Origin of the sequence: Roseomonas sp. CCTCC AB2023176 (assembly GCF_042259275.1) — a bacterium.
Taxonomy (GTDB): domain Bacteria; phylum Pseudomonadota; class Alphaproteobacteria; order Acetobacterales; family Acetobacteraceae; genus Roseomonas.
Genome location: NZ_CP170086.1, coordinates 975,808 through 1,000,458, shown reverse-complemented (window position 1 = coordinate 1,000,458; position 24,651 = coordinate 975,808). Strand labels below are relative to the sequence as shown.

Annotated in this window: 19 protein-coding genes and 3 pseudogenes; 10 read left to right on the top strand and 12 right to left on the bottom strand. The window is 73.0% G+C overall.

The genetic code is table 11. From position 1 onward, the window contains the following. The first annotated feature begins 2 nt into the window (after positions 1-2). Positions 3-1,166 carry a hypothetical protein gene (locus tag ACE7GA_RS05050; RefSeq protein WP_376096529.1) on the top strand — a complete coding sequence of 388 codons (1,164 nt, stop codon included), beginning with the start codon at positions 3-5 and terminating at the stop codon, positions 1,164-1,166. Positions 1,167-1,309: 143 nt separating this feature from the next. Beyond that, positions 1,310-2,080, top strand: coding sequence for an endonuclease/exonuclease/phosphatase family protein (locus tag ACE7GA_RS05045; protein WP_376096526.1), 771 nt, complete (start codon positions 1,310-1,312; stop codon positions 2,078-2,080). A 217-nt stretch (positions 2,081-2,297) separates the two neighbouring features. Here the strand turns inward: ACE7GA_RS05045 and ACE7GA_RS05040 are convergent, their stop codons facing one another. Continuing rightward, positions 2,298-3,692 carry a phospholipase D family protein gene (locus tag ACE7GA_RS05040; protein ID WP_376096523.1) on the bottom strand — a complete coding sequence of 465 codons (1,395 nt, stop codon included), beginning with the start codon at positions 3,690-3,692 and terminating at the stop codon, positions 2,298-2,300. Positions 3,693-3,795: 103 nt separating this feature from the next. Next, a complete protein-coding gene (locus ACE7GA_RS05035; RefSeq protein ID WP_376096520.1) occupies positions 3,796-5,457 on the bottom strand; it encodes a tannase/feruloyl esterase family alpha/beta hydrolase in 1,662 nt (553 codons plus the stop codon). Positions 5,458-5,577: 120 nt separating this feature from the next. Between ACE7GA_RS05035 and ACE7GA_RS05030 the strand changes: the two genes are divergently transcribed. The 3 genes from ACE7GA_RS05030 (at position 5,578) to ACE7GA_RS05020 (ending at position 9,034) form a co-directional block, all read left to right on the top strand. Continuing rightward, positions 5,578-6,264 (top strand): winged helix-turn-helix domain-containing protein, encoded by a 687-nt coding sequence (locus ACE7GA_RS05030; RefSeq protein WP_376096517.1) that lies wholly within the window; start codon positions 5,578-5,580, stop codon positions 6,262-6,264. Further along, positions 6,245-7,726 (top strand): ATP-binding protein, encoded by a 1,482-nt coding sequence (locus tag ACE7GA_RS05025; protein WP_376096514.1) that lies wholly within the window; start codon positions 6,245-6,247, stop codon positions 7,724-7,726. The genes ACE7GA_RS05030 and ACE7GA_RS05025 overlap by 20 nt, the downstream gene beginning before the upstream one ends. Positions 7,727-7,879: 153 nt before the next feature. Further along, positions 7,880-9,034, top strand: coding sequence for a YbfB/YjiJ family MFS transporter (locus tag ACE7GA_RS05020; protein ID WP_376096511.1), 1,155 nt, complete (start codon positions 7,880-7,882; stop codon positions 9,032-9,034). 324 nt (positions 9,035-9,358) lie between these two features. Here ACE7GA_RS05020 and ACE7GA_RS05015 read toward each other — a convergent pair whose 3' ends face one another. Further along, positions 9,359-9,979 carry a LysE family translocator gene (locus tag ACE7GA_RS05015; RefSeq protein ID WP_376096508.1) on the bottom strand — a complete coding sequence of 207 codons (621 nt, stop codon included), beginning with the start codon at positions 9,977-9,979 and terminating at the stop codon, positions 9,359-9,361. Between the two features lie 133 nt (positions 9,980-10,112). Here ACE7GA_RS05015 and ACE7GA_RS05010 point away from each other — a divergent pair, with 133 nt between their 5' ends. Continuing rightward, positions 10,113-10,583, top strand: a complete 471-nt coding sequence (locus ACE7GA_RS05010) for an Lrp/AsnC family transcriptional regulator (RefSeq protein WP_376096505.1) — start codon at positions 10,113-10,115, stop codon at positions 10,581-10,583. Between the two features lie 16 nt (positions 10,584-10,599). Here the strand turns inward: ACE7GA_RS05010 and ACE7GA_RS05005 are convergent, their stop codons facing one another. From ACE7GA_RS05005 to ACE7GA_RS04975, 7 genes and pseudogenes are all read right to left on the bottom strand, one after another. Next, complete coding sequence (locus ACE7GA_RS05005) at positions 10,600-11,259, bottom strand: HAD hydrolase-like protein (protein ID WP_376096502.1); 660 nt, start codon at positions 11,257-11,259, stop codon at positions 10,600-10,602. Beyond that, positions 11,256-12,244, bottom strand: a pseudogene (gene lpxK, locus ACE7GA_RS05000) (tetraacyldisaccharide 4'-kinase). The gene ACE7GA_RS05005 and the pseudogene lpxK overlap by 4 nt, the downstream one beginning before the upstream one ends. 46 nt (positions 12,245-12,290) lie before the next feature. Next, positions 12,291-13,580 (bottom strand): 3-deoxy-D-manno-octulosonic acid transferase, encoded by a 1,290-nt coding sequence (locus tag ACE7GA_RS04995; protein ID WP_376100103.1) that lies wholly within the window; start codon positions 13,578-13,580, stop codon positions 12,291-12,293. 470 nt (positions 13,581-14,050) lie between these two features. Continuing rightward, positions 14,051-14,209 (bottom strand): annotated as a pseudogene (locus ACE7GA_RS04990) (DUF374 domain-containing protein); the annotation flags it as partial. A gap of 390 nt (positions 14,210-14,599) precedes the next feature. Continuing rightward, on the bottom strand, positions 14,600-14,992 hold the full coding sequence (locus tag ACE7GA_RS04985; RefSeq protein WP_376096499.1) for a hypothetical protein: 393 nt from the start codon (positions 14,990-14,992) through the stop codon (positions 14,600-14,602). Further along, complete coding sequence (locus tag ACE7GA_RS04980) at positions 14,881-15,747, bottom strand: hypothetical protein (protein ID WP_376096496.1); 867 nt, start codon at positions 15,745-15,747, stop codon at positions 14,881-14,883. Before ACE7GA_RS04980 ends, ACE7GA_RS04985 begins: the two co-directional genes overlap by 112 nt. Positions 15,748-16,212: 465 nt before the next feature. Beyond that, positions 16,213-17,540 (bottom strand): annotated as a pseudogene (locus ACE7GA_RS04975) (cytochrome P450). Positions 17,541-17,684: 144 nt separating this feature from the next. On the opposite strand from ACE7GA_RS04975, the gene ACE7GA_RS04970 reads away from it, so the two are divergent. Both ACE7GA_RS04970 and ACE7GA_RS04965 read left to right on the top strand, forming a co-directional pair. After that, entirely contained in the window at positions 17,685-18,695 is a 1,011-nt protein-coding gene (locus tag ACE7GA_RS04970; RefSeq protein WP_376096493.1) for an alpha/beta fold hydrolase, read from the top strand. An 80-nt stretch (positions 18,696-18,775) separates the two neighbouring features. Next, positions 18,776-20,308 carry a UxaA family hydrolase gene (locus tag ACE7GA_RS04965; RefSeq protein ID WP_376096490.1) on the top strand — a complete coding sequence of 511 codons (1,533 nt, stop codon included), beginning with the start codon at positions 18,776-18,778 and terminating at the stop codon, positions 20,306-20,308. Positions 20,309-20,320: 12 nt separating this feature from the next. Here ACE7GA_RS04965 and ACE7GA_RS04960 read toward each other — a convergent pair whose 3' ends face one another. Beyond that, complete coding sequence (locus ACE7GA_RS04960; RefSeq protein ID WP_376096487.1) at positions 20,321-22,069, bottom strand: ATP-dependent endonuclease; 1,749 nt, start codon at positions 22,067-22,069, stop codon at positions 20,321-20,323. Between the two features lie 175 nt (positions 22,070-22,244). Continuing rightward, positions 22,245-22,589 (bottom strand): hypothetical protein, encoded by a 345-nt coding sequence (locus ACE7GA_RS04955; protein ID WP_376096485.1) that lies wholly within the window; start codon positions 22,587-22,589, stop codon positions 22,245-22,247. A 133-nt stretch (positions 22,590-22,722) separates the two neighbouring features. On the opposite strand from ACE7GA_RS04955, the gene ACE7GA_RS04950 reads away from it, so the two are divergent. Together ACE7GA_RS04950 and ACE7GA_RS04945 are read left to right on the top strand one after the other, a co-directional pair. Further along, positions 22,723-23,727 carry a Bug family tripartite tricarboxylate transporter substrate binding protein gene (locus tag ACE7GA_RS04950; protein WP_376096482.1) on the top strand — a complete coding sequence of 335 codons (1,005 nt, stop codon included), beginning with the start codon at positions 22,723-22,725 and terminating at the stop codon, positions 23,725-23,727. An 80-nt stretch (positions 23,728-23,807) separates the two neighbouring features. Next, the gene (locus ACE7GA_RS04945) at positions 23,808-24,428 is read left to right on the top strand and encodes a hypothetical protein (RefSeq protein ID WP_376096479.1); all 621 of its coding nucleotides are present in this window, start codon (positions 23,808-23,810) and stop codon (positions 24,426-24,428) included. Positions 24,429-24,651: the final 223 nt, after the last annotated feature.

The window sequence follows — 24,651 nt, the reverse complement described above, 5'->3', positions numbered from 1 at the left end:
GGATGCGCCTCACCCCCGTCGCGGGCCTGTTCGCGGCCGCGCTCGCGGCCACGCCTGCCCTCGCGCAGATCGTCGTCTCCGGCAATGACGGGAAGCGTACCCTCATCGGCGGGGTGAACACGCTGCTGCGGGAGGCGCGGCCCGATACCGTCGCGGTGCTCGACCTGAACGGGGCGGAGCCGCGGCTCGTCGCCGAGATCCCGGTGCCGCATTCGGTGGTCGGCCCGCCGCAATCCGTCGCCGTCACGCCGGACGAACGCCTGGCGCTCGCGACCTCCGCCGAACGCCTGGACCCGAACGATCCGTCGAAGACGGTCCCGGACAACCGCCTCTCCGTCATCGACCTCCGCGCGAACCCGCCGCGGGTGGTGCGCACGCTGGAGGTCGGGCTCGGCCCTTCCGGCGTCGGGATCAACCCGGCTGGCACCCTCGCCCTCGTCGCCAACCGCAACGCGGGAACGGTCAGCGTCATCCGGCTGGACGGGATGGAGGCGAGCGTCGTCGGCACCGTCACGATCGGTCCCGCGACGACGGGCACGTCGGCCGCCGTCTTCACCGCCGATGGCCGCCACGCGCTGGTGACGCGCGACAACGACAGCATCGTCTCCGTCCTGCGCGTGGACGGGAATACGGTCACGAAGCTGGACCGCGACATGACGGCGGGCGTGCGGCCCTACGGCGCCTCGCCCTCCCCGCGCGGCGGCTGGGCGGTGGTGGGCAATGTCGGCCGGTCCGCGAACAACACGGGGGACCGCGACACCGTGTCGCTCATCGACCTGTCGCGAGAGCCCTTCCGGGTGGTGGACACGGTCGCCGTGGGCTCGACGACCGAGGGCGTCATGGCCTCCCCCGACGGGCGCCACGCCGTCGCCGTCGTCCATAACGGCAGCAGCCGTCCGAACGACGACCCGCTGCGCGCCCGCGCCGCCATCGTGCTGATCCGGGTCGAGGAGGGGCGGATGCGCGTCGTCGGGGAGGCGCGGATCGGCGACTGGGCGCAGGGCATGGCCTTCTCCCGCAACGGCCGGACCCTCCTCGTCGGCAACATGGCCGACCGCACGATCGGCGTGTACGAGATCGGTGAGGACGGCATCCGCGACACCAACCGGCGGATCGAGCTCTCCTCGGGTCCCGCGGCGCTGGCCACCGGCTTCTGGCCGCGCTGACCGCGCGTCGGGATGGGCCGCCCCATGTCCTTGCGATGTTGAATCCTTACGGCGTGTGATTGGGTACCGGGTGATCCCCGGGCCCAGCCATGCGACGAAAGGGACGTGCACGCCGACGCATGCGGCCCCACCTTGCGGTCCGCATGACGACGATCATCAGCTGGAACCTCCTTCGCCTCACCGGCGCCTCGCTCGGTGACGTGGCCGCCCTGATCCGGCGGGAGCGGCCCGACCTCCTCCTCATGCAGGAAGCGACGGAGGCGATGAACGCCCTCCCCGACCTCGTCGGTGGCTGGTACCGGCGGGAACCCTTGCCGGGCCGCATCCACGGCCTCGCGGCCTGGAGCCCCTCCCCCCTGCCGCCCCCCGCCATCGTCCCGCTGCCCCCCGGCGCGATGTACCGCCGCATCGGGCAGGTGCTGGACCTCGGCGCCTTCGCGGTGGCGAACGTCCACCTCTCCCACGGGCAGTTCCTCAACCGCCGCCAGCTCCGCCGCCTGTCCGAGGCGCTGCCGGAGCGCGCGGCGATCCTCGGCGACTACAACCTCGTCGGTCCGACCCTGCTGCCCGGCTTCCGCGACGTCGGCCCGCGCGAGCCGACCCATGCGGCGGCCGAGGTCGTGCCGCTCCGCCTCGACCGCTGCCTCGTCCGCGGCCTCGCCTGCACCGGCCGCCGCCGCCCTGGGCCGGGAGGCATCGGACCATCGCCCGATCCTCGTCGGGCTGCAGGTCGCGGCGCAGGAGGAACGACGCACCTGGCGCCCGCGCGCCGAGGCCCTGATCGCCGACCTCCGGCGGGCCGCGGCGCGGGGCTGATCCGGTTCGGGGGGCGCGGGGTGGCCCCGGAGGAAGGCGCTGCCTTCCTCCGGACCTCCATCCGCCAGGGGACGCGTCCCCTGCACCCCACTCTGTAAACGCACCCGGTTGGGGGATGGCTCGCACGCGCGCTCGCGCCGCGTGCGAGCCATCCCCCCAACCGGGGGCATCTCCCCAACAGATCGCGGGTCCAGGGGCGCGTTCGCCCCTGGTGGGTGGTGGGTCCGGGAGGAGGGCAACGCCCTCCACCCGGGGCAACAGGCGCCCCCCGAACCGGATCACGACCAACGCCGGCCGGCATGGACCGGCCCGGGCCTACAGGTGCGTCTCGATCGGTAGCCAGCCGAGGATGCGCGCGAGCACGCGCCGCCCGAGGGAGGCGCCGGGCTCGTGCCGCAACTCCCGCTCTCCGTCCTGCCAGACCAGGCCCGGACCCGCGAGACGGACCGACCAGGATCGCGCGGGATCGGTCAGGCGGGCGAACTCCTCGGCCAGCTCCGCCGCGGGCGTGGGGTGCCGCACGAAGGCTCCCATCTCCGTGTTGAGGTAGGCCGAGCGCGGGTCTAGGTTGAAGGAACCGACGAAGACGAGGTCGTCATCCACCACCAGCGCCTTGGTGTGCAGGCTGGCGCTGCCCGAGCCAAGGAGGCTCCCACCCTCCTGCCCCCCTTGCTTGAGCTCGTGCATCGCGATCCCCGCCCGCAGCAACGGCCGCCGGTAGCGCGCGTAGCCGCCATGAACCGCCAGCACGTCGGTCGCCGCGAGGGAGTTCGTCAGCACGGAAACCCGCACCCCCGGCGCGCCAGCCCGGCCAGCCGGCGCGCCCCGCGCCGCCCCGGCACGAAGTAGGGGGAAATGATCAGGACCCGCCGCCGCGCCCTCCATCGCCGCGGCGATGGCGTCGAGCACCCCGGGCAGGCGCCGGCGCAGGCGGCCCTTCTCCGGCGGGTCCGCGACGACGCGGATCGCCCCGTCCGGCACCGCGACGCGCCCAGCGTGCACCAGGTCGTCCAGCGCGGGCAGGGCGGCGAGCCGCTGCCGGTAGCCCGGATCGAGGATGTCGTCCGCCGCCTCGTCCAGCCGCGCGCGCAGGGCGTCCAGCCCGTCGCCGGCTGCCGCCGCGACCTCGGCCAGCGGGCGGACGCGCGTGCTGGCCCAGTAGCGCTCGAAGGCTGCCGCGGCCCCCGCGACGGCCCCGCCTGTCATCACGAGGTCGAGGTCGCGGAAGTTGAACTGGCTCGACGCGTCGAAATACTCGTCGCCGATGTTGCGCCCGCCGCCGATCGCCAGGCTTCCGTCCGCGATCCAGGCCTTGTTGTGCATGCGGTGGTTCAGCCGGTAGCGGGCGACGAGGAACTCCGCGGCCTGGCCGAGCGCGCCGCAGCGGCGCAGGCGGAAGGGGTTGAACAGCCGCACCTCGATCCGCGGATGCGCGTCGAGCGCGGCGAGGCCGCGCTCCGCCTCGCGGACGTAGAGGTCGTCCAGCAGGAGCCGCACGCGCACGCCGCGATCGGCCGCGTGCAGGACCTCCCGCATCAGCGCCCGCCCCGTCGCGTCCTCGTGCCAGGCGTAGTAGAGCAGGTCGAGCGAGGTCGTGGCCGCGCGCGCCGAACGGACTCGTAGCGCGAAAGCCTCGAGGTTCTCCGGCACGAGCGAGATGCCGGACCATCCGGCCCGGAGGCCCGACGCCTCGGGAATCGCCGCGTCCAACGCCATCCTTCTCCGGGTCCCGGAATACGCCTCCCACCTAGAGCATCCCGCCGCGAAGGACGATCACGAGGAGCGGCGGCGCGGGGAGCGCGCCGGGCGCGCCTTACGGCGCGACGCAGGCGAAGCTTTCCGCCGCGTTCACGTCGCCCTGCCCGTCATATCGCGGAAAGGCGGGGTAGCGGCACAGCGGTCGCGTCGCGCGTCCGTCGCGCGTGGCCTGCACCAGCGGTTCCGCCGGCGCCTCCCCGCGTTCGACCCAGGCGTCCAGCGCGCCGAGCAGGTCCACGTAGCCCGGCAGCGCCACGCCCGTCGCGACGTTCGTCGCGACGCCCGTGTGGTTCGCGCCGTGGTGCAGGTAGAAGCGCGCGAAGCCGTCCACCGCGCCGCCGCCCAGGCGCGACCGGAGGCTCTCCCAATACGCGGTGCCCGCGGCCGGCGACTGCGCGTAGTCCGCCGTGTGCTCCTTCAGGATCAGCCGGCCGCCGCGCTGCGCGAAGCGGGACAGGTCGGGGTCCGTCGCGTCCATCGTCGCGGAGAGGCGCCGCGCGGCATCGGCGAAATCCGTCACGCGGAAGCGCGCGGGGTCGTAGGCCGGGTCGCGCGCGAGGAAGTACCGGATCGCGCCGTTGCCGTAGTACCACTGGCGCGACTGCGTCGCCGGATCGGCCGGAAGCGGGAAGCGCGGCGCCTGCGGACCGGTGGTCCAGGCGATCATCCCGTCCGGCTGCGCTTCCCCGCCGATCGGCGCGCCGGGGTATTCCGCCAGCCCGTTCGCGAGCGGCATCCCGTAGGCAAAGGGCGACCGGTGCGTCGCGAGGAACGCGACCTGCGCGACCGTCAGGCAGTCGGAGTTCGAGCCGCCACCGCAGAGCAGCGTGCGCACGTCGAAAGCCCGCGCGCAGGCCGGCTGGTTGGCGATGATCCCGTCCTCCAGCCCGTCCAGCCCGTCGCAGGCGCGCAGCGTCGCGTCGTGCAGCACGCGGACGAGGCCGGGCGGGATCCAGCCGCCGTCGCGCTGCAGTTGCCCGCCGCGCGTGCCGAAGCCCTGCAGCCCGACCCAGTTGATGACAGGGACGGAGGAAACGATGCCGTCGTAGCGGTCGGGGTAGCGCTGCGCGACCATCAGCCCCTCGCGCCCACCTTCCGACGATCCGTAGTAGTAGACGCGGGAGGGCGCGCGGCCCGTCGCCATCCGCAGCACCTCGGCCGCGGCATCGCGCACCTTGGGGTAGGCGGCGTGGGTGAAGTTCTCCAGCGCCTCCTCGTTCAGCGCGAAGGCCTGGATCTCCACGCCGGGCTGGTTGCGGTGCCCGCTGTCCGTGCCGAAGGTCGCGAAGCCGCGGGCCAGAGGGTGCGGGTCGTCCGGGCTGCTCTCCCGCAGCTGCGCCAGGCCCGTGACCAGCACGCCGTTGAACCCGCCGCCGCCGTACTGCACCGCGCGCCCGTTCCAGCCCTCCGACGGGATGTTCAGCTGGAACGCGATCGGCGGTACCGCGGGATCGAGGGGCGCGATGTCGCCGAGCACCTGGCAATAGGCCGGCAGTGCTGCGTTCCCCTGCACCGGGGAAGGCCCGGCCGGCACGGCCCGGGCTTCCGTGACCCGCGCGCCGCCGCTCGGCAGGCCGATCGACGCGGCGGGAATGGCGCGGCCGGCGAGCGACGCGCAATCCGCCTGGGCCTGGGCCTGGGCCTGGGCCGGGGCCTGGGAGGCCGCCGGCAGCGAGGCAGCCGCCAGCAGGGCGGTCACGATCAGGGCCTGGCGCATGGTGTTCCTCCCGCGGCGCGCGGATGGTCCCGCCGGCGCCGAGCCGCCGCAAGCTCCCCGTTTGGCAAGGCGCCGCCGCCGCGCCATACCTGACGCCGAGTGGCGCGGAGGACAGCCCCCTTGCGTATCCTGCTGGTCGAGGACGACCCCGAGGTCGCCCGCTTCGTGAAGAAGGGCCTGACCGAGGCCGGCCACACGGTCGAGCACCGCGACAACGGCCGCGACGGCCTCTTCACCGCGGCGTCCGAGCCCTTCGACATGCTTATCCTCGACCGCATGCTGCCGGGCGGCGTGGACGGGCTGCGGCTGGTGGAAACCCTGCGCGCCCAGGACAACCGCACCCCCGTCCTGTTCCTGACGGCGATGTCGGCGGTGGATGAGCGGGTGCGCGGCCTGAAGGCCGGCGGCGACGACTACCTCACGAAGCCCTTCGCCTTCGCCGAACTGCTGGCCCGCGTGGACGCCCTGGGCCGCCGCCCGGCCTCCGAGGCCCCGGCGACGAAGCTGCGCGTGGCCGACCTGGAACTCGACCTGCTGTCCCGCACCGTGACGCGGTCCGGCAAGCGCGTGGACGTCCAGCCCCGCGAGTTCCGCCTGCTGGAGCACCTGATGCGCCATGCCGGCCAGGTCGTGACCCGCACGATGCTGCTGGAGAAGGTCTGGGACTACCACTTCGACCCGCAGACCAACGTCATCGACGTCCACGTCTCGCGCCTGCGGCAGAAGCTGGACCGCGGCTTCGACAAGCCGCTGATCCACACGGTGCGGAATGCCGGCTACATGATCCGTGCCGACGAGGCCGGGTAACTCGCTCCTGGCGCGCGCCATGGCGCGCGTCGAGCAGGTCCAGCGCCCGACCGGCCCCGCCCGCCCCGGCCCGATCCGCCTCTCGGACAGCGCGGCCTTCCGGATCGCCGTCTTCTTCGCCGTCATGTTCCTCGCGGGCGGCGTCGCCTTCTCGGCGGTTCTGTGGTGGAACACGGCGGGCGCGCTGGACCGCGGCGTGGACGCCGTGATCCGCGCCGACGCGATCGCGCTGACCGAGCGCTTCGACACGGGCGGCCGTCTCGCGGTCGTCGAGGCGATCCGCGACCGCATCGCGAACGACACGGAGAGCCAGACCCTCTACCGCCTGGCGGACCGGGAGGGGCGTCCCCTCGCCGGCAACCTCACCCGCATGCCGGAGGAATTGGACGGCCCGGAGCCCGCAGGACCCGAACTCCGCTGGTTCCGCATGCCCCTGCTGCGGGAAGACGACTGGACCGAGGCGCGGCTCTACCGCGCGGACCTGGCCAACGGCGACGTCCTCGTCGTCGGGCGGGACGTCGAGGAGCGGCTTCGCCTCCGGGCGCTGCTCGCGACCGGCCTCGGCTGGGGCGCGGTCGCCTCGGCGGTGCTGGCGCTCCTCGGGGCGCTGGCGCTGCGCCGCGCACTCGCCTCGCGCCTCCGCCCCGCGACCGAGACGGCGGCGGCGATCGCCGGCGGAGACCTGTCGCAGCGCGTCCCGATGACGGGTCGGGAGGACGAGTTCGACCGCCTCGGCGGCACGCTGAACGCGATGCTCGACCGCATCGCGACGCTGATGACGGGCATCCGCGGCGTCTCCGACGCCATCGCGCACGACCTCCGCACGCCGATCGCGCGGGCCCGCGGGCGGCTCGAGGAGTCGCTCGTGCGCGACGCCGACGCCGAGGCCCTGCGACACGCGGTGGAGCAGGGCATCGCCGACCTCGACGGCATCATCCGCGTCTTCCAGGCCGTGCTGCGCATCGCGGAGGCCGAGGCCGGGGGCCGCCGCGCCTTTGCCCCGCTCGACCTCGTGCCCCTTCTGGAGGATGCGGCGGACCTCTACGGCGCGATCGCCGAGGCCAAGGGCATCGCGCTCCGCACGGACTGGCCGGAGGCGCTGCCGGCAGTGGGCGACCGCGACATGCTGCTGCAGGCCGTCGCGAACCTGCTGGACAACGCGGTGAAGTTCTCGCCGGAGGGCGGGGCGATCACGCTTTCCGCCGCGGTCACCGGCAGCCGCCTGCGGGTGACGGTGGCCGACGAGGGGCCGGGCCTGTCCCCGGCCGACCGCGCCCGGGCGGCCGACCGGTTCTTCCGCGCGGATTCCGCGCGCGCGACGCCGGGCTTCGGCCTCGGCCTCTCGCTCGTCCGCGCGGTGGCCGGGATGCATGACGGGGAGCTGAGCCTTGCCGATGCCCGGCCGGGCGCCGACCCGCCGGGCTTGGCCGCGACCCTGACGCTGCCCGCGGCGAGGGCATGAGCCGGGCCGGGGGCTCGTCCTGGCGCGCGGGCCGCCGCGCCGGGGTGCGCGGAGCGCTCGCCCGGCCGGGGCCCGGGGCAGATCCTGCCCGGACCCGCCCGGCGGGCCTGACGCGGGCGAGGCCCGCCCGGCGCCGGGCCGGAGGCCGCCTGCGTGAGGGATCCGTCCCTGCGCCCCGCCCTCGCCGGCACGATCGCCCTCTGCACGGGGATCGGCCTCGCCCGCTTCGCCTACGTGCCGCTCTTCCCTGCGATGGTCACCGCGGGCTGGGTCGGCGGCGGCGAGGCCGGGCTGCTCGGCGCGGCGAACTTCACCGGGCACCTCGCCGGCGCGCTCACGGCGAACCGCGTCGCGGCACGGCTCGGCACGGCACGCGCTCTCGACGCCGGGGTCGCGCTGGTCCTGCTCGCTTTCCTCGCCTGCGCGCTGCACCTGCTCGATCCCTGGGGCGTGCCCTGGTTCGCGGCCTGGCGGACGCTCGGCGGCTATGCGGGCGGCGTCCTCCTCTCCGTCACCGGACCCGCCGTCCAGGCCGTGACGCCGCCGGAGCGGCGCGGGGCGGCGGGCGGGATCGTCATGGCCGGGGTGGGGGTGGGCGTCGTCCTCGTCTCGCTGACCGTCCCGCCGCTGCTCGCCCTTGGCGGCGTGGCGGGCGCCTGGCTCGGCCTCGGCGCGCTCACGGCAGTGCTCTGGGCCTTCGCGCATCCTGCCTGGCCCGTGCCGCCGCCGGCCCCGCCGCCGATGCCGGGAGCCACGGCGGCGGCGCGGACGCCGCGGGGCATCCTCTGGGCCTATGCCCTGTCCGGCGCGGGCATGACGGCGCCGATGATCTACCTCTCCGACCTCGCGGCGCGGGGGCATGGGCTGGGCGTCGCGTTGGGCGGGATGGTCTGGGGGCTGTTCGGCCTCGGCGTCCTCGCCGGCACCCTGCTGGGCGGGCGCGCGGCGGACCGGCTGGGGGCGTCGCGCACCATGCTCCTCTGGCTTGCCGTCCAGGTGGCGGCGCTGACCTGCACGCTGGTGCCGCATCCCGCGTCCCTGGTGCCCGCCGCGCTCCTGTCCGGCTTCGCGGGGGTGGGGATCACCGCCGTCGCACTCGCGGGCATCCGGGCCGCGGTTGGGGCCGCGACACCGCGGCGCTGGGCCGCCGCGACGGCCCTCTACGGTTTGCTGCAGGTCGGGGTCGGCTACGCCCTCGCGGCGATCTTCGCCGGCACCGGCGGATCCCACGCGGCGGTCTTCGGGGTCGGCCTGGTGCTCTCGGTCGCCGGCCTCGCCGTCGCGGCGCGGGACGTCGCGCGCCGGTAACGCGCGGCCAGGTAAGGTCGTCGCCGGTGCGGGACCGCCCCCGGCCCTCGGCCGGTGCACGGACCAAGGTCCTGCCCCGTTCCGCAGGCCCCCATGGCCGGAGCCCCCCATGGCCGGAGCCCCCCATGGCCGGAGCCCCCCACGGCCGGAGCTCCCCACGGCCGGAGCTCCCACGGGTTGAGCCCCGCCGGGCGCGTCGGGTGGGGGGAGGCGCCGCGGCGTGCCTCCGATGGCGATGTCACGGGCGGAGTTCGACGCCGTCCCGCGCCGGCAGGCGCGCCAGGCGGGATGGATCGGGAGGGCGGCCGGGGGCGGCCGTGCCGGTCAGAACGGCTCCATCGCCAGAGCGAGCTGCAGGCCGAAGCCGATGAGCAGCAGGGCGAAGACCCATCTCTGGACCGTCGCGAGCGCCGCATGCCGCGCGAACCAGCGGCCGATCGCGGCGCCCGCGAGGGCATAGGCCAGGTCGAAGGCGATGCCCATCCCGACGAGGAGCGCGCCGAGCAGCACGAACTGCTCCGCAACGCCGCGCCCCGCTTGGACGAATTGCGGCAGCAGCACGGAGCAGAACAGCAGCGGCTTGGGGTTCAGCAGGTTCGTCAGCAGCCCCCGCCGGAACGCGTCCTTCCCGCCGGCGCCCCTCCCGGGCTCGGGCGCGGGGACGAGGGAGGGCGCGCGCAGCAGAACGACGCCAAGCCAGCCCAGATAGGCTGCCCCGGCGAGGCGCACGCCGTCGGAGGCCGCGGGCGCCGCAGCGAGCAGCGTGCCGAGCCCGAGTGCGGCGAGCGTGACGTGGCTCGCCCGCGACAGGGCGAGGCCCGCGACCATGGCGAGGGCCGCGCGCCGGCCCTCCCGCGATCCGGCCTGGAGCAGGAGCAGCATGTCCGGGCCGGGGAGCAGGTAGGCAAGGATCAGGGCCACGATGAACGCTGGCAGGTCGGTCACGCGAGCCTCCTTCCGGGAGGCGGAAAGGCTAGGCCGCTCAGGTTGGCGGGTGGTTGCGAAGTGTGCTGCATTCACGATGCGGAATGGCACGCCATGCCGCCCCCATGGGGAAACAGGCCATTTCATGCCAGCGATGGACCTGGACGCCATCGACCGCCGGATCCTCGCCGCGCTCCAGCGCGACGGGCGGCTGACGAACGTGCAGCTCGCGGAGGAGGTGGGCCTCTCTCCCTCGCCCTGCCTGCGGCGCGTCCGGCTGCTGGAGGAGGCCGGAATCATCGCCGGCTATCAGGCGAAGCTCGATCGCGGGGCGCTCGGCCTCGGCCTGACCGTCTTCGTCGGGGTGAAGGTGGAGCGGCACCGCGACGAGGCTGCGGCGCGGTTCCGGGATTCGGTGCGGGCCGTGCCGGAGATCGTCTCCTGCCACCTCGTGTCCGGCGAGTCCGACTTCCTGCTCCAGGTCGTCGTACCGGACCTCGCGGGCTACGAGCGGCTGCTGCTCGGCACGCTGCTGCGCCTTCCCGGCGTCAGCGACATCCGTAGCAACTTCGCCATCCAGACAGTGAAGGCGGAAGGGGGACTGCCGCTGGACCACCTGGCCTGACGCGAGAGCCGCGCCCTCAGCCGCGCATCACGCTCCGCACCGCGTCGGGCAGGGCGTCGACGGAGGCCGCCAGCCCGTCGGCGCCGGCGGCCTCCAGTTCCTCCCGCGTGCCGTAGCCCCACAGCGCCCCGATCGCGCGCAGGCCGTTCGCGTGGGCGCCGGCGATGTCGTAGCGGCGGTCGCCCACCATGACGGCGCGGCCGGGCGTGATGCCTTCCCGCGACAGGACATGGGCGATGAGTTCGGGCTTGTGGTCGATCGCGCCGCCGGGCTCCGACCCATAGATGCCGTCGAGCAGCGGTGCGAGGCCGAGGTGCTCCAGGATCATCACCGCGGGCACGCGGCGCTTGGAGGTCGCGACGAAGAGGGCGTGGCCCTCCGCCCGCAGCGCCCCCACCGCTTCGCGCACGCCGGGGTAGAGGACGGAGCCGAGGTAGCCCCGGCGTTCGTAGTAGGTGCGGTAGGCGTCGGCGCCTTCCTTCGAGCGGGTCTCGCCGTAATGGGCGAGGACGAGGCCGATCACGTCGTCCAGCGGCGGGCCGATGGCGAAGGTCAGGTCCACCGCGGGGTCGGGCTCGTGGCCCAGGGCACGGATCGCGGCGTGGTGGCTCTCGACGATCCCGGGGCGGGAATCGATGAGCGTGCCGTCGAGGTCGAGGAGGACTGCGCCTTTCATGCGGGGACCGGGACGCGGCCGGCGAGCGGATCGAGCATCGCTTCCAGGCGCGCCGGCTCCTCCCAGGCGAGGCCGATCGTCACCACCGTCACCCGCGCCCGGAAGGCGGGGGGATGCGGACGAAATCCTTCCGCGTGGTGACGGGGATGGCCCGCAGCCGGTCGGCCTCGGCCATGAGGTCACGCAGGTCGCCGGCGTCGTAGGGGTAGTGGTCGGCGAAGGGCGCGCGGCCCGCGAGGATCGCCCCGGACTCGGTCAGCGTCGCGAAGAACTTGCGGGGGTTGGCGATGCCGCAGAAGGCGAAGACCGCCTGGCCCTTCAGCGCCGCTGCCTCCGGCCCCGGGACGAGGTTGCCGCGGAGGACGGGGAGGTTCGGCGGCAGGTGCGCGAGCGCCCCGACCTCGTCCGCGCCGATCAGGACGGCGGCGTGGGACCGCGCGGCAGCCGCGGCGACAGGTTCCCGCAGCGGGCCCGAGGGGATGACGCGGCCGTTGCCGAAGCCGTAGGTGCCGTCCACCGTGAGGAAGGACAGGTCCTTCTCCAGCGTCGGGTTCTGCAGGCCGTCATCCATGACGAGGGCCTGGGCCCCGGCCGCGATCGCGGCGCGCGCCCCCGCGGCGCGGTCGGCCGCGACCCAGGTGGGGCGGTCCGCCGCGAGGATCAGCGCTTCGTCGCCGACGGCGGTGCTGTCGTGGCGCGCGGGGTCCACGCGGGTCGGGCCCTTCGTGTTCCCGCCGTAGCCGCGGGTGAGGAAGTGCACGGCGACGCCGCGGTTGGCCAGGCGCCGGCCGATGTCCTGCGCCAGCGTCGTCTTGCCCGCGCCGCCGGCGGTTGCGTTGCCGCAGCAGATGACGGGCACCGGCGCGCGCCAGCCGGGCTTCGCCACCCGGCGCGCGGTCGCCCCCGCGTAGATCGCGGCGATCGGCGAGAGCAGCAGGGGCCAGGGCCCCCGTCCGTCCCCGGTCCAGAATTCGGGGGCACGCATCGCGCCGAGGGTGATCCCTTTCCGGCATGAACCGCCGCGGGGCGGTTCATACGTATGGTTGTGTCACCGGGTCGTCGGCCGGCGGCAGCAGCGCCCCGATTGCCGCGGCGAGGCGGGCGGGGAGGTCCCCGTCCCCGGCGGCGATCCGGGCCGCGGCCGCCCGCATCGGGGCGGTGAACGCCGGATCGGTTAGCACGCGCCCCGCCGCATCGGCCAGCCCGGTGGCATCGGCCACCCGGATCGCGCCGCCCGCGGCGAGCAGGCGCTCCGTCACCGCGTCGAAGTTCGCCATGTACGGGCCGAGGAGGATGGGACAGCCGAGGCGCGCCGGCTCCAGCGGGTTCTGGCCGCCGCCGGGCGGGAGGAGCGACTTGCCGACGAGGGCGGCGCCGGCGACGCGGTAGAAGAGGCCGAGCTCGCCCATCGTGTCGGCGAGGTAGAGGGCGGCGTCCGGCCCCGGCGCCTCGCCCGCGGCACGCCGCGCGATACGAAGGCCGGTGGCGGCGAGGTCGCGGGCGAGGTCCGCGCCGCGGTCGGGGTGACGCGGGACGATGACCGTCAGCAGCCCGGGCAGGCGCGCCGCGAGGACGGCATGGGCGGCGGCGACCACCGTCTCCTCCCCCGGATGCGTGCTGGCGGCGAGGAGGACCGGGCGGCCCGCCGTCGCCGCACGCAGCGCGTCCAGGGCCGCCGGGTCCGCGGGCAGCGGGTCGGCCGCGGATTTCAGGTTGCCGGGCGCGGTCACCGCGCGGGCGCCGAGGCCGCGGAGGCGGGCGGCATCGGCCTCCGTCTGCGCGGCGACGACGCGGAAGGTGCCGAGCAGGCGGGCGGCGAGGCCGGGTGCGTAGCGCCACGCGCGTGCCGATCGCTCGGACAGGCGGGCGTTGATCAGCGCCATCGGGATGCCGCGCGCTGCCGTGGCGTCCAGCAGGTTGGGCCAGAGCTCGCTTTCCACGATCACGCCGGCATCGGGGCACCAGCCGTCGAGGAAGCGCGCGACATGGGCCGGCACGTCGTGGGGGATGAAGCGGTGGGCCGTACGCGCGGCCAGCCCCGGTGGCAGGCGGTCGGCGAGGAGGCGCGCGGAGGTCAGCGTTCCCGTCGTGACGAGGAAACGCAGGTCGGGACGATCCGTGGCGAGGGCGGCCATCAGGGGAAGGAGCGACTGGCTTTCCCCCACGCTCGCGCCGTGCAGCCAGAGGAGCGGGCCGGGCGGGCGGTCAGCGCCCTCGCCGCGGCGTTCGTGCAGGCGGACGGGATCTTCCTTCCCAAGCCTGACGCGGCGAGCGAGCCAGAGCGGGAGAAGGGGGAGAGCGCGGTCGCCGCCGCGCGCCAGGCGAAGGCGGGCAGGCGACCGGGCGGGGCGCCGCGACCGTCCCCGTTCGTGCGCGGCGTGGCGACGGTGTCGCCGGGCCCGTCGAAGGTGTCGGCGCGCGGCGCAACGGCGCGCTGTTCGCCGGTGCCCTGCTCCCCGGCGCCGCTCACCCGTGCCAGCCGGCCAGGGCGTCGGCGCGGTCGGCCGCCGCGGTCATGGCGTCGGCGATCGCGGGCAGCGCGGCCTCCGCCCCGTCGGGCGGCACGGGGATGGGTGGCATCACGACCAAGCGCGCCGCGGCCGAAGGGCAGCGGCACGACCATCCGGTCCCAGGACCGCAGCGCGATCCCGCGGGAGGTCGCGGCGGCGCAAGGATAGACGGGCACGCCCGAGCGCGCGGCCAGTTGCACGACGCCGGGTGCCGCGACGCGGCGCGGGCCGCGTGGGCCGTCCGGGGTGACGATGGCCGTGCCCCCGGCCTCCAGCACCCGCACCAGCGCTAGCAGGCCGGGCCCGCCGCCGCGGGAGGTCGAGCCGTGCACGACGTCCAGCGGGAAGCGGCGGACGATGGCGGTGATGAAGCGCCCGTCCCGGTGGCGGGAGATGAGGACGGTGGCGCGGCGACGGTTCAGGTGGGGCACCTGCCGCATGACCTCGATCCAGACGCGCGACATGAGGGGCAGGCGTTCGTGCCAGAAGGCGCCGATGACCGGGCCGGGGGAAGCGCGGAGGGCGGCCAGCGCCTCGTCCGCGTGGAGCGTCCAGCGCGTCGTCCGGTACACGAAGGCGAGGTAGAGGCCGAGCAGCCGGGCGCCCAGTCCGATGACGGCGGGATGCCGGGTCAGCCGGCGCAGCATCGGGGGCGGGCCATGGGCGGCGCCGGGTAGCACGGGCCGCGGCGACGGTCACGCCGGCCCCCTCCCGGGGAACAGGACCGTCAGCCCCCGGCGGAACGCGGTCCGGGGCGGCGCCCGCCCCTGGTGGGGCCGGGAGGGCAGAGCCCTCCCGGGCGTCACCGGCGCGCCGCGGACGCCCTTGCCTCAGCTCGTCGGACCCTCGCCGAGCCGGCGCGACAGGCCCTCGAACTCGCGCCGCAGCGCCTCGCCCTCGAAGGGCACGACGACCGGCGGGCGGAGAGAGAGGACGGCGCCGAAGTCGCGGTCCCCGTCGCGCATCATCCCCGCGACGTCGAAGGCGAGGGTGGCGGTGCGCGCCGTGTTGTCGGCGACACCCTTCGCGGCCCGGGTGCGTTCGAGCGCCGCGGCGAGGCTGCTGCGCTGCTCGAGGAGGTGCCGACGGTAGAGGTCGGTCGCCCGCAGCGTCAGGTCCTGCGCACGCAGGTTGGCGTCGAGCGCCGCGCGCAGCCCGGCGTCGCGGAGCGTGCGGAGGCGGCCCTGCGCGTCGGCGCGGAGGTCCCGCGCCTCCCGGTCCACCGCGGCGAGCCGGGGAGGTAGAGGTTGTCGATGCGCGAAACGACCTCGGCCTGCACGGTCTCCAGCACCGCCAGCAGGGTCGCATGCACGGCGTAGGTGCGGCGCAGCAGGGCCTCGTTGTCGGCGGCACCGGCGACCGAGGCGCGGAGTTCGCCTTCCAGCCGCTCGACATTCGCGTAGGCGGCGAGGAGGGCGACGACGTCGTCGCCATTGGCGGAGACCGCGAGGTTCTCCGCCGCGTCGCGCGAGATCGGGACGCCAAGGGCGGCGAGGCGCCCGACGAAGGCGTCGGTCAGGCGCGCGAGCTCGGCGCCGGCCCGGGTGAGCTGCGCTTCGGCCGTGGTCGCATCGCCCCCGGCGATGCGCGCGGCGGCCGCACGCTCGCGCAGATCGGCGACGCGCGCGCGGGCCTCGGTCATCGCGCGGAACTCACCCATCGCCTCGCTGCCGGCCATGGTCGCGGCGGCGGCGCGGAGGAGGGCCGTGACGCGGTCGCGCGCGGTCGGGTCCTCGGCGGCCTGGGCGTCCATCTGCGCATCGGCGGCGCGGCCGATGGCCGCAAGGGCCTGGGTCCGGTCGGGCTCGCGTTCCGGCGCGCGGGCCGCGGTGCTGCGGCGGTCCGCGGCGAAGGGCGCGACGTCGCCGAGCCGGGCGGCGACGAGGCGCGCGCCGCCCTGCACCTGCTCGACCCAGTCGGGGCGCTGATGTGCGACGAGCGCGGCGAAGGCGACGGCGGCGAGGAGGACGAGGCGCATGGGTGCTTCCGGTTCAGGCGCCGAGCCTAGGACGGCCACCGGCGCCGCTCCACGTTTGCGGTCGCGTATCGGTCGAAGGGCGCCGGAACGTGTCTTCGCCGGCGGATCGGCGGGACTCCACCGGGCTTGCGGCACGTCGCGTCCGCGCGCGGCGGAGGCGAGCATGAGCGGGTCGTCGGAGCCCTGGGTGATCGATGGACTGGGGGCGCTGGCGCTGCTTGCCGCGCCGCCGGACCGGGCGACGCCTGCCTCTGTCTCGCCGAGACGGTGGAGGTCGTACTGTCCACCGCCTCGTTCCTCGGCGTGCTGCGGGCCTGGCACGGGCCGGCGTGCCGACCCGCGGCGAACGGGCGCGTCACCCATTCGCCACGGCGCCTGCGTGCGCGGCCGCCGCGCCGGGGCGGATCGTCCTCGCGGCCTGCGCCTTGGCGACCGCTACCCGCCGGCGGCGCCGCCCCGCGGCCGTCAGGGCCGCGGTGTCACGAGGAAGCGCACGGGGCGGTCGGGCTGGGTCGTGACGAGACCGAGCGGGACGACGCGCTCGCCGCCGAGCGGCTCGATCCGGAAGCGGCGCAGCAGCCGCGCAAGGACGATGACGGCCTCCGTCGTCGCGAAGCGCGCGCCCACGCAGATGCGCGGCCCCGCGCCGAAGGGCAGGTAGGCGAAGCGGTCCACCGGTGCCGCACCCGGCAGGAAGCGCGACGCGTCGAAGGCGTCGGGATCGCGCCAGAGCCGACGGTGGCGGTGCAGGACCCAGGGGGAGACGGAGATGACGGTGCCCGGCGGGACGTCGTGGCCGGCGACGGTGTCCTGGCCCACCGCCTCCCGCACGATGAGGAAGGCGGGGGGTAGAGGCGCAGTGCCTCGTCCAGGTGCGCGCGGATCTTCGGCAGGGCCTCCGCGGCCTCCGCGGCGCCGTCGGGGGAGAGGTCGGCGCCGCGGGCCTCCTCCGCCAACTCCTCCTGCCAGGCCGGCAGGCGCGCGGCGGCGAGGAGCGACCAGAAGAGCGACACGGCGGTCGTCTCATGCCCCGCCAGCAGCAGGGTCGAGACCTCGTCGCGCAGCCTGTCGCGGGTGAAGGCGGCGCCGGTCTCCGGATCGCGCGCCGCGCGCAGCAGGTCCAGCAGGTCGCGCGGCGCGTCGGTATCGGTGGCGGCCTCGCGAGCCGCGAGGATGCGGTCCATGAAGGCGAGCCATTCGCCGCGGAACCGCCGGCGCCCGAGATCCAGCGGGGAAGGCACGGATTCCGGCAGCATGAGGTCGAGCAGGCCGGGCTTTGCGTAGAGCGTCGCGTAGCGCTCCAGCAGCGTCCGCAGCTCCGCGCCGAAGGCCCCGGTTTCCAGCGAGAACATCGTGCGTCCCGCGATCGCGAGCGTCAGGCCCTGGAGAAAGCGCATGATCTCGACGGGCCGCCGCGACGCCGCTTCGAGGTCGGCCTCGTGCGCGTCCGATTCCGCCGCGATGTGGCGGGCCATCACGGGCATGGCGCGAGGGGCGAGGGCCGGCGCGATGGTGCGCCGCGCGACCTTCCAGGACTCGCCCTCCGCGAGGAACAGCCCTTCCCCCAGGATCGGGGCGAGGACGCGCTTCGTGCCGCGGTTGCGCGCGTAGTTCGCCGCATTGGTGACGAGTACGTGCCGGATCGCCGCGGGATCGTTCAGGAAGAGCTGCCGCCGGCCGAGGAACGATCCTGGCAGCACCCACTCCTCATACGCCGCGGGGCCCCAGAGCTCGAGCGGGTTGCGGCGCAGGACGAGGAAGGATTCGAGCTGCGTGCGCACCCGGTCCGGCATCGGCGGGCGGGGCAGGATGGCATCGAGGGGCATGGTGGAGAGGTGGGGTCGCGCCGGCGGTTCGGGAACCGGCTTCCGACGGCCGTTCCGGCATGTCACGCTCGACCGCAACGAACGGGGAGGGGACGGATGTTCCGTTGGCTGATGGCGGCCGCTCTGATGGTCGGCGCGACGCCTGCCTGGGCGCAGGCGCCGATCGAGGTGCGCGAGATCGGCTCGATGCACGTCGGCGGTCGTGTGGCCACCATCGAGGGCCTGCCGGAGCAGGAGATCGTCTTCTCCCCCGGCGCGCCGCCGCTGCGGATCAACCCCAACGGCCAGTTCCAGGTCGAGGCGATGTACGCGCAATACGTCCGCCTGCAGAACCCGCGCGCCCGAGTCCCCCTGCACTTCTGGCACGGCGGCGGCCTGACCGGCGTGACGTGGGAGACGACGCCGGACGGCCGCCCGGGCTGGCAGATGTTCTTCCTGCGCCAGGGCCACGACACCTACGTCTCCGACGCGATGGAGCGCGGGCGGTCCGGCTTCGCCCGGTCCCCCCAGGTCTTCGCGGGCGAACCGGTCTTCCGCACGATGGGCGAGGGCTGGGGCCTGTTCCGCATCGGCGACCCGGCCGGCTGGAACGCCGACCCGGCCCAGCGCCGTGCCTATCCGGATTCCCGCTTCCCCGCCGCGCACTGGAACGACTTCATGCGCCAGGGCGTCCCGCGCTGGGCGACGACGGACCGGCAGGTCCAGGCGGCCTACGACGCCTACGTGCAGCAGGCCTGCCCCTGCGTGATCGTCGTGCATTCGCAGGGCGGGAACTTCGCGATGACCGCCGCCCTCAACGCGCCGGACAAGGTGCGCGCGCTGGTGCTGGTGGAACCGTCGGGCGCGCCGCCGCAGGCGGCCGACGCGGCGCGGCTGCGGGACATCCCCCACCTCTTCGTCTGGGGCGACCACTTTGCGGAGAACGCCTTCTGGGGCCGCGTCCGCGGCAACGTCGAGCGCTGGCAGGGCCAGTTGCGAGCGGCCGGCGTAAGCGTGGACGTGCTGGACCTGCCGGCGGAGGGCATCCGCGGCAACTCCCACATGCTGATGATGGACGACAACTCCGACGAGATCGCGGGGCGCATCCAGCGCTGGATGGAATCGAAGGGCCTGATGCGCTGACCCGCGCGGCGGGCTGAGGGCGGCCAGGGCTACCGGCCCCCTGCCGCCGGGGGCAGGATGGACGGCGGAGGATCACGCCCATGGACGCCGTCACCCAGCCCCCGGTCATTCGCCTGCACCCGGACGACGCGGTCGGCATCGCCCGCATGGCGCTGCCGCCCGGAACCCCCGTCGGCGCCGGCATCGCCGCGCTGCGCCGCGTCCCCGCCGGGCACAAGGTCGCGCTGCGGCCCATCGCGCAGGGCGAGCCCATCCGCCGCTACGGCCAGGTGATCGGCTTCGCGACGCGCGACCTGCCGCCCGGGGAATGGGTGCACGTCGCCGAGTGTTCGATGGGCGAGGTCGCGCTGGACTACGCCTACGGCGTGGACGCGCGGCCGACGGAGTACGTGGCGGCGCCGCGGACGTTTCAGGGCATCCGCCGCGCGGACGGGCGGGTGGCGACGCGGAACTACGTGGGCATCATCACATCCGTGAACTGTTCGGCCCACGTCGCCGAGCTCATCGCCATGGCGTTCCGGCGGAACCCGATCACGGGCGAGGACCCGCTGGCGCCCTGGCCGAACGTGGACGGCATCGTCGCGCTGACCCACAAGACGGGCTGCGGCATGACGATGGGCGAGCCGCTGCGGCTGCTGCGCCGGACCCTCGGCGGCTACGCGCGACACGCCAACTTCTCCCACGTCGTCGCGATCGGGCTGGGCTGCGAGGTGAACGAGCTCGCGCCCATGCTGGAGGAAGGGCGCCTCTCCGGCCGCGTGCGGTCCATGGACATCCAGGAGATGGGCGGCACCCGCAAGACGGTGGAGGCCGGCATCGCCTTCGTGCGGGAGGTGCTGGACGAGGCGAACCGCGTGGCGCGCGAGCCCGTCCCGGCTTCCGAACTCACCGTCGCGCTGCAATGCGGCGGGTCCGACGGGTATTCCGGCATCACCGCCAACCCCGCGCTCGGCGTCGCGTCCGACCTGCTGGTGCGGAACGGCGGGACCGTCATCCTATCGGAGACGCCGGAGACCTACGGTGCCGAGCACCTGCTGACCCGCCGCGCCGTGTCGCGCGAGGTCGGGGAAAAGCTCGTCGGGCTGATGCGGTGGTGGGAGGAATACACGGCGCGGGAGGGGGCGGAGATGAACGCCAACCCGTCCCCCGGCAACAAGGCGGGGGGGCTGACGACGATCCTGGAGAAGTCGCTCGGCGCCATGGCGAAGGCGGGGACGACGAACCTGGTTGACGTGTTCCGCTACGCCGAGCCGGTGAGCGCGCGCGGCTTCGTCTTCATGGACACGCCGGGCTACGACCCCGTGGCGGCGACGGGGCAGGTGGCGGGCGGCGCCAACCTGGTGTGCTTCACGACGGGGCGGGGAAGCGTTTTTGGATGTAAGCCAGCGCCGAGCATCAAGCTGGCGACGAATTCCGCGATGTACGTGCGGATGGAAGACGACATGGACATCAACTGCGGGACGGTGCTGACCGGGGAGGAGTCGCTGGAGGCGTGCGGGGCGCGGGTGTTCGAGACGATGCTGGCGGTTGCGGGTGGGGAGAGGACGAAGAGTGAGGGGTTTGATTTTGGGGGGGCGGAGTTTGCGCCTTGGGTGATTGGGGCGACTATGTGAAAAACCAACAGCTCAATCATTACGGCAGAAATTATCGAGGCTCTTCAATAACGAGCACCAACTTGGATCTAGATCATTTACATCAAGACGATCGATTATCATGGCGCTGGTTAGTGCACGGAAGCCGAGTTCCTGAAGCCTTTCGTTCAATTTGCCCAGGACAGCTTTCCCTGGCGCCATCTCGTACTGCAGCGCGGGTTGAGACCAATCGCGCTCAAACCTCGGCGTAACTGATATCGTAACAGAACTAAAATCCAAGCCGGGGTTAGTCTTTCTCTTGTATTCCAGTTCGCGTGCGAGAATTTGTGAGAACGTCGTGGTTCGGAATTCCTGAAGCACATCACTCAGTAGTTGTGTCACATCATTTAATGTCAGATCTGAACGATCTCCAACGCCTCGGCCAAATAATGCTTTATAGATGGCATTTGGATCCAAAAGGAAATTTTCAATCTCTTTTCTCGGGAGAACATGGCACTCTACTTTGCTCTTCTCAACTTCAAGTTTGAACTGCGCAATCTCATCGGCGCAGCGATAATCACGATCAAAGACACAAACGCTGGCTACGTTGAGATCCAAGATCTCTTTCAAGGCCCAAACAGAGTTGAGCGCCTTCCGCCATTCCGAAAACCCTCCCAGCTTGATGATCGGCGTGTTCTGAGGTTCAGCAAGATTTCCGAAGCCAAGCTTACGCCCAAAACGGCGCAAAAGTCCACCGTCCAGCCCTTCGACAAACAGTACACGTCTCGCTCGGGCGATTCGCGCGAAGTCAGCATTACTCGTAGATCCGAGGTGCCGATATAACTCGTCAAATTCCTTCTCGCTGCTGATACGTTTACCGCTGCGGTACTGGTTACTGATGGAGGTAATCTCGATTCGTTCAGCTTCGTCGATAATCTCAATTGCATGTGTGGCAATGAAGTATTGCCGAAAGCGAGACTTAATAAGTCTCAAGAGGCGGCGCTGAAGATCAGGATGCAGGTACACATCGGGTTCATCAATAACCAGAACTGCGTTCGAGTCACCACGCCTTAAGTGAGTTAGAATCTGCAACCAGACCTGGAAGCCAAATCCTGCCCATTGAACTTCGCGATCATTCTTATTTTCGGTGTAAAACATTCTTAACTCTGGCTCAACGCCGCGCCTTTCAGGCTTTTGGATTGCAATGCCTGGCCATGCAGCTTCCACATCGGCCTTGAACGAACTGAACTCCTCTACTGTTCTCCGATACCAAATATTTCGAAATACTCTACTAGCCAGGCGAGTTGCCGCATTCCGTTGAACTGTTTGGTCTTGAACGTAACGTTCATCAATTTCGAGAGGCGCAAGCGTGGGAACGATTACAAAACTTATCGGAAAAGCATCCCTAAATTTCCTCACATCCCGAGGAAGTGCTTGGCTGGCGTCAAGATAATACCGGACGACCCTGTCTGGGTGAAGGAGCACGACATTTTTAGCCCCATTCGTGTGTTCAAATTCAAGAACAGCGTCGTTCTCAGAATAGTCTAATGTGATGTTGGTGAGCGGACATGGAAGATATTCTTCCGGTATTTCGTATCCGCTGAATACGCCGCGCCCAGGCAAATCAATAAGCTCAGGCTTCTTGCTCCGACTGTATCGAACACACGCATCGAGTATGCGTATTGAATCAAGTATAGAGGACTTGCCGGCATTATTCGGGCCAACTAGAACGTTGCCTGGGCCGACGCGCAGATAAAACGAGCTAAACTTTCGAAAGTTTGTTAATCGAATGCTCTTCAGCACAGTCGTTGTTCCGCGTTAGCCGTTGAGATGGTGCATAGACCGAGAGAGTTGTAGCAAGCAGGTCCGCCTCCGCGTCGAAGTCCCCGCTAGTACCGAGCCACGCAATCGCGCTCGTAGAGGTCAGGAACACCGTCCATGCGGAAAACCTAGTGCGGCGCCCGCAGCGCCGCCACGACTACCGCAACACCCACCCATCCCGCCGCATGCAGTCGCTCACCATCGCCTCCCGCGCCGGCCGGTTCTGGTCGCGCTGCCCGTAGGACGGCTGGCGGTAGTACCCCGCCGTCTCCGTGCACCGCCGCCGGTCGCCCTCGCCCCGGCACTCCCGCCGCGCCGGCACCCATCCCCCCGCATCCGTCTGCACCGTCACCAGCTCCGCCGGCATCTTGGAGTAGGCCGCGGCCTCGCACCGGGCCAGGGCGGCGTCGCGCTGCTGCGGCGTGGCGCCCGGCCGCTCCCACTCCGCGCAGGATGCCACCGCGAACAGCATCGGCAGCATGGCAAGGCGGGCGGCACGCATGGGCGAATCTCCAGGGGTTCGCGGCAAGCCTAACCGCCCGATGACGGCGCGGTGAAGGCATCCGCCGCCCCTTCCCGCCGCCGCGCGACCCGTGCGACGCTCCCCCGCAACGAAAACGGGAGGCGTCCACCCAATGTCCCATCACCCCACCCGCCGCGCGGCCCTCGCCGCCACGGCCGGCGCCGGCGCGGCCCTCGCGACCCCCGGCCTGGTCCGCGCGCAGGCCCCGGCCGCCGGCGCCTACCCCAGCCGCCCGATCACCCTCCTCGTCCCCTTCCCGCCGGGCGGGCAGACGGATTTCGCCGGGCGCATCGTGCAGACGGGGATGCAGCAATCCCTCGGCCAGCCCGTCGTCATCGACAACCGCCCCGGCGCCTCCGGCTTCATCGGGACGGAGGCCGTGATGCGCGGCCGCCCGGACGGCTACACGCTCCTCGTCGGCAATTCCGCGACGATGACGATCTCCCCGCACACGCTGCAGAACGTCACGCTCAACCCGCTGGAGACGGCGCCGATCGGCGTGATGCTGCAATCCGCCCTCGTTCTCGTCGTCCACCCGTCGCTCCCCGTGCGGAACGTCCAGGACCTCGCGGCCTGGATCAAGCAGCAGCCGCGCGGCGCGGATTACGGCGTGTCCTCCGCCGGCGCCCTGACCCACTGCGCGATGGAGCTCTTCCGCCAGAAGATCGGCAACCCGGCGATGGAGATGATCCCCTATCGCGGCTCCGGCCCCGCCATGTCCGACCTCATCACCAACCGCTTCGGGCTGATGTTCGACGCGTCGTCGGTCCTCGCGGCCTTCATCCGCTCGGGCCAGGTGCGGCCGCTGATGGTGACGTCCCCGCAGCGCGTCCCCGCCTTCCCCGACGTGCCCACGGCCGCCGAGGCCGGCATCCCCGACTTCGTCGTCCAGGCCTGGATCGGCCTCTACGCCCACAAGGACACGCCGGCGGACATCCTCACGCGCGCGAACACCGCCCTGAAGGCCGCCCTCACAGACCCCACCGTGCGCGAGCGCATCACCAGCCTCGGCGACGAGCCGGGCGGGGCGGATGCCGCCGAACTCGGCGAACGCACGCGCCGCGAACACGCCCTCTGGTCCCGCGTGGTGCGGGACGCCAACATCAAGGCGGAATGACCCGCCGCGCCGGACCGGCCGGGGTCTAGGATCGGGGGCGGCCGCCGCGCTGCCCCATCCGTCCGGCCGAGGAAAGCCCGATGCCCCGTCCTGCCCGGGCCGCCACCGCGCTGCTCGCCCTTTTCGCGGGCGCGCCGGCCTGCGCCGCCGACCCGGCCGTGGCCCCGCCGCTGGTCCCCCCGCCCTTGGCCCAGGCCGGGCCCGACCGCGTCGCACCCCCCGGCGCCCTCCGCCCTTCCACCAGGCCCGAGGAGCGCGAGCGCCTGCGCCGGTTGCGGGAGGAACGCCGGGCCGAACGCGAAGCCCGCCTCGCCCGCATGACGCCGGAGCAGCGCGCGGCCCGGGAGGCCCGCCGCGCCGAACGCCTTGCCGCCCGCGAGCCCGCCGGCGGTGCCAGCCTCCGCAACCCGCCGGCGCCCCGGCCCCTCCCCGGGGCTGTCCCGACGCTTCCGCCCGCCTCCGGCAGCGCCGGCTTCACCGATACGTCGCCCCGCCCGCCGCAGGACCGCGCCGCGCCCGGCCCCTCCCCGGCAGGGCCGGGCCTGACCCGGGAGGAACGGCTCGCCCTGCGCGAACGCCGGATGGCCGAGCGGGAAGCCCGCCTGGCCGCGATGACGCCGGAGCAGCGCGCGGCCTGGGAAGCCCGCCTCGCCGAGCGTCGCGCCGTGCGCGCAGCCCCCGACGGCCCGACCCCCGAGTAGATCCCCGCGCGACGGCCCCTGGCAGTGCCGCGCCGGGGACCCGGTGCGGCGAGCGCGGCCCGGCCGGCTGCGAAGGCCGGCGCCCGCACCGCCGTCCCGGCAGCCTGCCGGCGCTGGACGGCCCGGTGCCCCTGCCGCGACCCTCCGCCACCGTCCTGGCACGCCGCGCGCGCCAAGGCCCGCTCGTCCCTTCGGGGCGGATTGCCAGGGGGCGCGGGCCGCC